Genomic DNA, 7,464 nt, shown 5'->3' on the forward strand with positions numbered 1-7,464 from the left:
GGATACGTCGACGGCATAAGGCTGCACCGTCCGCAAGGCTTCCACGACGTTATCAGGAGCAAGCCCTCCGGCCAAGATCACCGATCGGCGGAGTTCCTTCGGAATCAAGTCCCAGTCGAAGCGATGACCGGTCCCCCCCTTGGCATCCGAATGCCATGCGTCCAACAGAAAACCTGCCGCATCCGGATAAGTATCCACAATTGTCGTCAGATCTGTTTCCGACCGCATCCTTACGGCCTTGATATAGGGTTTTCCGAAACGGCGGCAGTAATCCGGGCTTTCATCACCGTGAAACTGAATCAGATCGATACGTACCTGTTGCAAAATCTCGCGGACGACAACCTCGTCTTCATCGACGAACAACCCGACCACCGTGGCGAATGGCGGCAAAGCAGACACGATGCTTTGCGCCGTCTCGACGTCGAGATTTCGTGGACTTGGCGGATAAAAAACCAAACCGACGGCGTCGGCGCCCAGTTGAACAGCTATCAAGGCGTCGTCCGGGCGGGTGAAGCCGCAGATTTTAACGCGAGTTCTACGGAAGGGATACGGAAATTTCACTCGCTTTCCGAAGGAGTATAACGACTGGCGTCTTCCGGCAGATAATCGAATATCGGATGACGGGGTAAACCGAAATGGGGAGGGTAATAAACACCGCCTAAGTATAACCCGTCGGCCGGCGCCGTAACACCGGCGCACTTTCGGTCTCGGGCCCCGAGAACCTCGGCCGCCCAATCCGGGCGCTGCTTGCCCGATCCAACCTCCATCAAGACGCCTACGATATTCCGAACCATATGATGCAGGAAAGCATTGGCGCACAGCTCGATGATCACCTTATCGTTTTCCCGGCGCACGTGGATGAAATGCATCCGGCGCATGGGACTCTTGGATTGACAGTCCTGGGCTCGGAACGAGGAAAAATCATGTTCCCCGATCAGATTGTTTGCCGCCTCCTGCATGGCTTTCTCATTGAGCGGATGAAAATGCCAGGTGAGTTGTCGTCTGAAGAGCGCGGACTTCATCGGGCGATTCAGGATGACATACCGATAGAATCGAGCGATGGCGCTGTAGCGCGCATGGAAGTCCTCCGGAGTCTCTTGAACCCAGAGGATACGCACGTCTTCGGGAAGCGCCGTATTAGTCCCCATCAGCCAGGAATACGGCTTACGGTACACCTTGGTATCGAAATGGACGACTTGCTCCAAGGCATGCACGCCCGCATCCGTCCGGCCAGCACAGATGACGCGAATCGACTCGGCCGCAACGCGGCTTAGAGCGTCTTCGACCGCGCCCTGGACGGTAAGCTTCCCCTTTTGCCATTGCCAACCGGAGAAGGCTTGACCGTCATACTCGATACCCAAGGCGATACGCATCGTTTTAGAAATTATTTGTTTAACAAGATAACAGGAAAGAACGTTCCGCTATCAGTCCAATGTTACCATCTTGAAACAATCGCGGCCGAAACGGGCCTACTGAAAAGCATCGAAAAACGACTGAGCACTCTTTAGGCAGGCTAGCGTTAAATGACCGGTTGTCGTTACACTGAAACAGAAACGAGAACAAAGTCCGTATTTAGGGTTTCTTAGCATTATGGCAGACACAGCAAAGCTCGAACTGGACGGCAAACGGTTCGATATTCCCGTCGTCGTCGGTACCGAGAACGAAAAAGGGCTGGATATCACCCGGCTCCAGGCATCGACCGGTTACATCACCGTCGATCCCGGTTACGCCAATACAGGCTCCTGCACATCCGCCATCACCTACATAGACGGCGACAAAGGAATTCTCCGCTACCGCGGGATCGACATTGCCGAGCTCTGCGAGAAGTCGACGTTCATGGAAGTCTGCTATTTGCTCATTTACGGCGAGTTGCCGAACGCCGAGCAATTTACGAAATTCAAGGACAAGGTCCTTTTCCACTCGCTGATTCACGAAGACATGAAGAGCTTCTTCACCTCGTACCCCGGCCATGCCCATCCCATGGCCATTCTTTCGGCAATGGTGTGTTCCCTCTCGGTTTATCATCCGGAACTGTTGAAACCGGATCAGTCGCCGCACGAGCGGGACCAAACCATTACCCGGCTCCTGTCCAAAGTGCGTGTGCTGGCCGCCTTCGCCTACAAGCGATCGGTGGGTGAAGCTTTTGTCTACAGCCGTCCGGAACTGGACTACCTCTCCAACTTCCTGCACATGATGTTCACGACGCCGGTCAAACTGTACGAGCCGGACGAGGTGACGCGCAAGGCGCTGGACGTATTGTTCATCCTGCATGCCGACCACGAGCAGAATTGCTCCACCTCGACCGTTCGCATGGTGGGATCTTCCAAGGCCAACCTTTTTGCATCCATTTCGGCCGGCATCTGCGCCTTGTGGGGTCCGCTGCACGGCGGCGCCAACCAGGCTGTGATCGAAATGCTGGAGGCGATCGCGGCCGACGGCGGAAACTACAAGAAATTCATCGACAAGGCCAAGGATAAAAACGATCCATTTCGACTGATGGGGTTCGGACACCGAATCTACAAGAATTACGACCCCAGGGCGCAGATCATCAAAAAGCACTGCGACGAAGTACTCGGAAAGCTGGGCATTCACGACCCGATTCTCGAAATCGCCAAGGGCCTAGAGGAAGTGGCGCTCACCGATCCCTACTTCATCGAGCGCAAGCTTTACCCCAATGTCGATTTCTATTCGGGAATCCTCTACCGTGCCATGCGGATTCCGACGAACATGTTTACCGTAATGTTCGCTTTGGGAAGACTGCCTGGCTGGATTGCTCACTGGAAGGAAATGATCGAGGAACCCGGCATGAGAATCGCACGGCCCCGCCAGATATACATCGGCGAACGGCAACGGGCCTATAAACCCATGAACGACAGGTAGAATCCGTCTTCGAATTATGCTTTGCTCCCGGTCCGACGGGGACATCCGAACCGGGCGCGTAGCATCGGCGCTTGCCCGCCATTGACCGCTTCCGAACGCATCGCCCACCGGCAAAGCGGCCGCTGACGTTTACCGGTTCGGACTTCCGGCTTCTTTCGATCGCCTTGGGGCAACCCGATGCTGTTTATTGAGTCAAATTTGATACAAGGGTTATCGTATCGCCGTCTTGAATCGAAAATCGCACGTCATTGCCTGGCTTGCTTCCCACTTTCTCGTCCTGTCCTTTCTTTCCGCGTCAGCCGCCGAAGAAAGCCTGTGCAAACCTGAATCGGCCCCAGCGGCCGCATCGACTCCCGTTCGTTCGCCGACTCGGGTATTGCTTATTCCCCTCTTAAGAAAAGATCCGGATTCCGCGGAAAACGAACGCTGGCCAGAACGCCCGGCGGCGGAAATCGAGGCTTTTTATCGAACCAGCTTCTCCGCACAAGTCACTTGGTTGCGGGATGTCCGCAAATGGGAAGACTACTACCGCAAGGCCGATATGTTGGCGCAGCGCTCGGCGCCTTTCGACCGAGTGATTCTTATCGGACACGGCGGATATGACGGACCGATTCTGAACGGTCATATCATTCAGAACGCGCTCACCATCGAGGGAGATCACGCTAAAGCGACCCGGATCGTCGAGGCGCAGCCCGGAGTTGCGGAGATTTTCACCGTTACCTATGACATCCGCCAGAATCGGGAATTCAGCAGCTTCATGGACGGCCGTTGGAAAGAACTTTCCCGAAAAGATTCTACGGAAATCAGAAATATTCTGATAAGCAAAGAGCGCAGACTCCAACCCTTGGATACCGCTTGCCTGCAGCGCCAATGTTCGGCCGCGATGCTGGCCTCCATTCCGAACGATACCGATCGGGATCTCAAGCGCGCAGCCTGCGAATCCATATGCAGAGTTCCGCTCTTCGTTTTGCGCTCATTCGAAGAGCTTAGCCCGGAGCGGTTTCGAAACTTCGTCCAAAGTTTGCGTTCTCTCGTCAAGCCGAACGGCTTGATCGTGCTCGGCATGTGCAATCCGGGCAGCAGCGTACCGGAGAGAGAATCTCCCTGGGATGTCGGCGGTGCCTTGGTACACTCGAAGCTTGCCTCCGGCCCTCATCAAACCTATGTACACTTGCTCGCTGCCGCGACCGGGCGGAGCGTAGCCGGCCCCATCGGCAAGACCAGCGCCGAGGATGTCGTGAACCGGGTAACGCTGTTCGAAGAACGGCGACCCCAACGATATCTGCGCATTGTCGCTCCGACCGAACGCTGCGCTCCCTGAATTTCCCGCAACGATCGTCCAGCGGTCTCGATTGCTCCGGATTCGGTGCGACAAACTACTTCTGCGCGTAAAATTCCTGTTTTTTCCTGTCCCACACTCCGATGGCTTTAATCACCTTCCGCAATATACACGTCAGCTTCGGTCAGCCTCTGCTGGACGGCATCGGCTTTTCCCTGGAAAAAGGCGAGCGGGTATGCCTCGTCGGGCGCAACGGAGCGGGGAAATCCACGTTGCTCAAACTTTTGACAGGCGATTTGATTCCGGATGAAGGGGAAATCATCGATCAAGAGGGCTTGCGCATCGCCCGGCTCGATCAGGAAGTCCCGCTGGACGCCACCGGCAGCGTGTTCGACGTCGTTGCAGGCGGGTTAGGCGATACGGGCGAGTTGATCCGCCGGTTTCATGACGTATCCCATCGCGTTGCGAGCCATTCCGACTCGAAGTCCTTGGCGGAATTGGAGCAATGCCAGCACGCGATCGATGCCATCGGCGGCTGGGATCTCCACCGGAAAGTCGAATCCCTGCTGTCTAAGCTCGACCTGCCGGTGGATACCGATGTCGAGTCTCTGTCGGGCGGCCTGAAACGCCGGGTGCTGCTCGCCCGAGCCCTAGTCTCAGAGCCCGACGTATTATTGCTCGACGAGCCCACCAACCACCTCGATCTCGCGGCGATTCTTTGGCTGGAGGAATTTCTGCTCGGTTGGCCGGGAACTTTGATCTTCATCACCCACGACCGGATGTTCCTGCAAAGGCTGGCAACCCGGATTATCGAGCTCGACCGGGGCAAGCTGTTCGACTGGCCGGGCGATTACGCCACCTATCTGAAGCGCAAGGAAGAACAACTGAACGCCGAAGCCAAGGCTCAATCGGAATTCGATAAAAGGCTCGCGCAGGAAGAAGCCTGGATTCGCGAAGGCATCAAGGCGCGCCGCACCCGTAACATGGGCCGGGTACGGCGTCTGCTCGACATGCGCCAGGAACGCGCGGAACGGCGGGGCCGTACCGGCCAGGTCAGCATGCTGCTGCAGCAGGCGGAAAAGTCCGGACGACTGGTGGTGGAAGCCGAGAACGTTCGGTTCGATTACGGCGGTCAACCGATCGTGCGCGATTTTTCCACCACGATCCTGCGGGGCGACAAGGTCGGCATCATCGGGCCCAACGGCTGCGGCAAGACCACCCTGCTTCGCCTGATGCTGGGCGAACTGCAACCGACGTCGGGCCGCATCCGTCTTGGAACCAACCTGCAAATCGCCTATTTCGACCAGTACCGGGCACAGCTCGAGGAAGAAAAATCGGTGATCGACAATGTCGCCCAAGGCAGCGACCGGGTGAGCGTCAACGGGCGCAACGTTCACGCCATCGGCTACCTCAAGGATTTCCTCTTCACTCCCGAACGGGCACGTCAGCCGGTGAAGTCGCTTTCGGGGGGCGAGCGCAACCGCCTCCTGCTCGCGCGGCTGTTCACTCAGCCCGCGAATCTCCTGGTGCTCGACGAACCCACCAACGATCTGGACGCGGACACGCTGGAACTGCTGGAAGAACTGTTGACCGATTACGACGGCACCGTATTGCTGGTGAGCCACGACCGGGCGTTCCTGAACAACCTCGTCACCAGCGTGCTGGCGTTCGAAGGCGACGGCATTGTCAACGATTACGTGGGCGGCTACGACGACTGGGTGCGGCAACGCCCGGCACCTCGGCCCGCCCCGGCGAAACCGGCCGTTGAAAAACCGATTCCGCCCAAGCCGGTCAAGGAAAAGCTGAGAAAGTTGAGCTTCAAGGAACAGCGCGAACTCGAGGCTTTGCCCCAGCAGATCGAGGCGCTCGAAACCGAAATAGCCTCATTGAATGAAGCGATCTCCCGCCCCGAGTTCTATCAGCAGACGAAAGACACCATTACCGGAACCCAGGCCCGGCTGGCGGAATTGCAGCAGACGGTGGAGGCGGCGTATATGCGCTGGGAAGAACTGGAGGCCTTGCGGGAACAGCTGAGCACTTGAGCCGGCGCCCGCAGGCTCATTTTCCGTAGTGGTCCCAATGCCCCCGAAACAGAGCGTGCTCGCTGATCGGACTTCGCGACGACCGCGACGGCGGCGGCCGCCGCCTATTGCGGTCTAGGCTATACCGCCGTCTTCTGGGGCGACGCGCCCGAGCGTATCGACGGCAACTACCGCATCACCCGCATGCTGCAAGCCGAGACCATGTTCACCGGCGATCCCGACAGAGCTTCGATGGATCATGGTATACAGGCGGTCTGCGAGGACCTGCGGCTCAGGGTCGCCATCCCTACCCCATCCGCCTGTGCTCTAGGCGCATTGGGGCATGCGCTGCCGGCGCGGGAACTTCAGCGGTTGGCATCGGCATTCGCCATGATCTTCCGGGTGTCGGCAAGAATCTCCAGGACCATCTCCACACGAGGGTGCGCTGCGAGATCAGGCAACCGCTTACCTTCGCCCCACTTCCAGAGGAGCAAAAGGCCGCAGCGCTGCGGGAATACGAAGCGAACCGAAGCGGCGCGCTGGTTTCGAATTTCCTCGAGGCGAGGGCCTTCGTCAAAAGCCGTCCGGAAGAGACGATTCCCGGACTACAGCTGTTCTTCCTGATGACCCTGCCGCCCGATTATCCCGAAGCGGGAGCCACCAACCGGCACGGCATCACGTTCACCGCCTACATCAATCGGCCCCTGAGCCGCGGAGAGGTCACGCTGGCCTCGGCGATCCGCTCGACCGGCCGGTCATCGACCCCAACTACCTGAGCCATTCCGACGATGTGCGCTGCGCCGTCGCCGGCATATGCTGGAACCTCGAGATTCTCTACGCGAAAGCCTTCGATGACATTCGGGGCAAGGAGGTGGCACCGGGAGCACATCTCCGAAGCGACGCGGATCTCGAATCTTTCGTAAGGCGTACGGCCTCCACCACCTGGCACCCGGCCGGCACCTGCGAGATGGGCCACGACGACATGGCGGTCGTCGATCCCTGTTTGAAGGTGCACGGAATCGAGGGACTGCGGGTGGTCGATGCCTCGATCATGCCGACCATCGTGAGCGGCAACACCAATGCGCCGACGATCATGATCGCCGAGAAGGCCGCGGATCTGATTCGGAACGGCTAGAGCGTTTTCCGGTTTGGCGTAGCGTCCAAGGTAGGTCGGCAATCCCTTGCCGACAAAGACGCTCGGCCGGGGCATGGCGTCGGGAAGGGGGGCTTCGGCGCTCCAATCGCAAACGGCCATCCCAGGAGCGCTGGGATGACCCTTCCAAT

Annotated in this window: 7 protein-coding genes; 5 read left to right on the forward strand and 2 right to left on the reverse strand. The window is 58.1% G+C overall.

Annotated features, from left to right (window positions below; genetic code table 11):
- Together ABJK70_RS17340 and truA are read right to left on the reverse strand one after the other, a co-directional pair.
- The coding region (locus ABJK70_RS17340) for a phosphoribosylanthranilate isomerase (protein ID WP_347258589.1) at positions 1–561 on the reverse strand (561 nt) is incomplete at its 3' end.
- The gene (gene truA, locus ABJK70_RS17345; protein ID WP_347258590.1) at positions 558–1,373 is read right to left on the reverse strand and encodes a tRNA pseudouridine(38-40) synthase TruA; all 816 of its coding nucleotides are present in this window, start codon (positions 1,371–1,373) and stop codon (positions 558–560) included. The genes ABJK70_RS17340 and truA, both read right to left, overlap by 4 nt.
- A 217-nt stretch (positions 1,374–1,590) precedes the next feature.
- On the opposite strand from truA, the gene ABJK70_RS17350 reads away from it, so the two are divergent.
- From ABJK70_RS17350 to ABJK70_RS17370, 5 genes are all read left to right on the forward strand, one after another.
- Positions 1,591–2,880, forward strand: coding sequence for a citrate synthase (locus ABJK70_RS17350; protein WP_086134781.1), 1,290 nt, complete (start codon positions 1,591–1,593; stop codon positions 2,878–2,880).
- Between the two features lie 226 nt (positions 2,881–3,106).
- Entirely contained in the window at positions 3,107–4,201 is a 1,095-nt protein-coding gene (locus ABJK70_RS17355; RefSeq protein WP_347258591.1) for a hypothetical protein, read from the forward strand.
- 101 nt (positions 4,202–4,302) lie between these two features.
- Entirely contained in the window at positions 4,303–6,201 is a 1,899-nt protein-coding gene (locus tag ABJK70_RS17360; RefSeq protein ID WP_347258592.1) for an ATP-binding cassette domain-containing protein, read from the forward strand.
- A gap of 419 nt (positions 6,202–6,620) precedes the next feature.
- Complete coding sequence (locus tag ABJK70_RS17365; RefSeq protein ID WP_240502449.1) at positions 6,621–6,956, forward strand: hypothetical protein; 336 nt, start codon at positions 6,621–6,623, stop codon at positions 6,954–6,956.
- A 14-nt stretch (positions 6,957–6,970) separates the two neighbouring features.
- Complete coding sequence (locus tag ABJK70_RS17370; RefSeq protein ID WP_347258593.1) at positions 6,971–7,315, forward strand: GMC oxidoreductase; 345 nt, start codon at positions 6,971–6,973, stop codon at positions 7,313–7,315.
- The last annotated feature ends 149 nt before the right edge of the window (positions 7,316–7,464 follow it).

This window comes from Methylocaldum sp. (genome assembly GCF_039794385.1).
Taxonomy (GTDB): domain Bacteria; phylum Pseudomonadota; class Gammaproteobacteria; order Methylococcales; family Methylococcaceae; genus Methylocaldum.

Bases quoted from the DNA above. Each gene is read 5' to 3' on its own strand.
- truA (WP_347258590.1), bottom strand. From the start codon at position 1,373: ATGCGTATCGCCTTGGGTATCGAGTATGACGGTCAAGCCTTCTCCGGT.
- ABJK70_RS17350 (WP_086134781.1), top strand. From the start codon at position 1,591: ATGGCAGACACAGCAAAGCTCGAACTGGACGGCAAACGGTTCGATATT.
- ABJK70_RS17360 (WP_347258592.1), top strand. From the start codon at position 4,303: ATGGCTTTAATCACCTTCCGCAATATACACGTCAGCTTCGGTCAGCCT.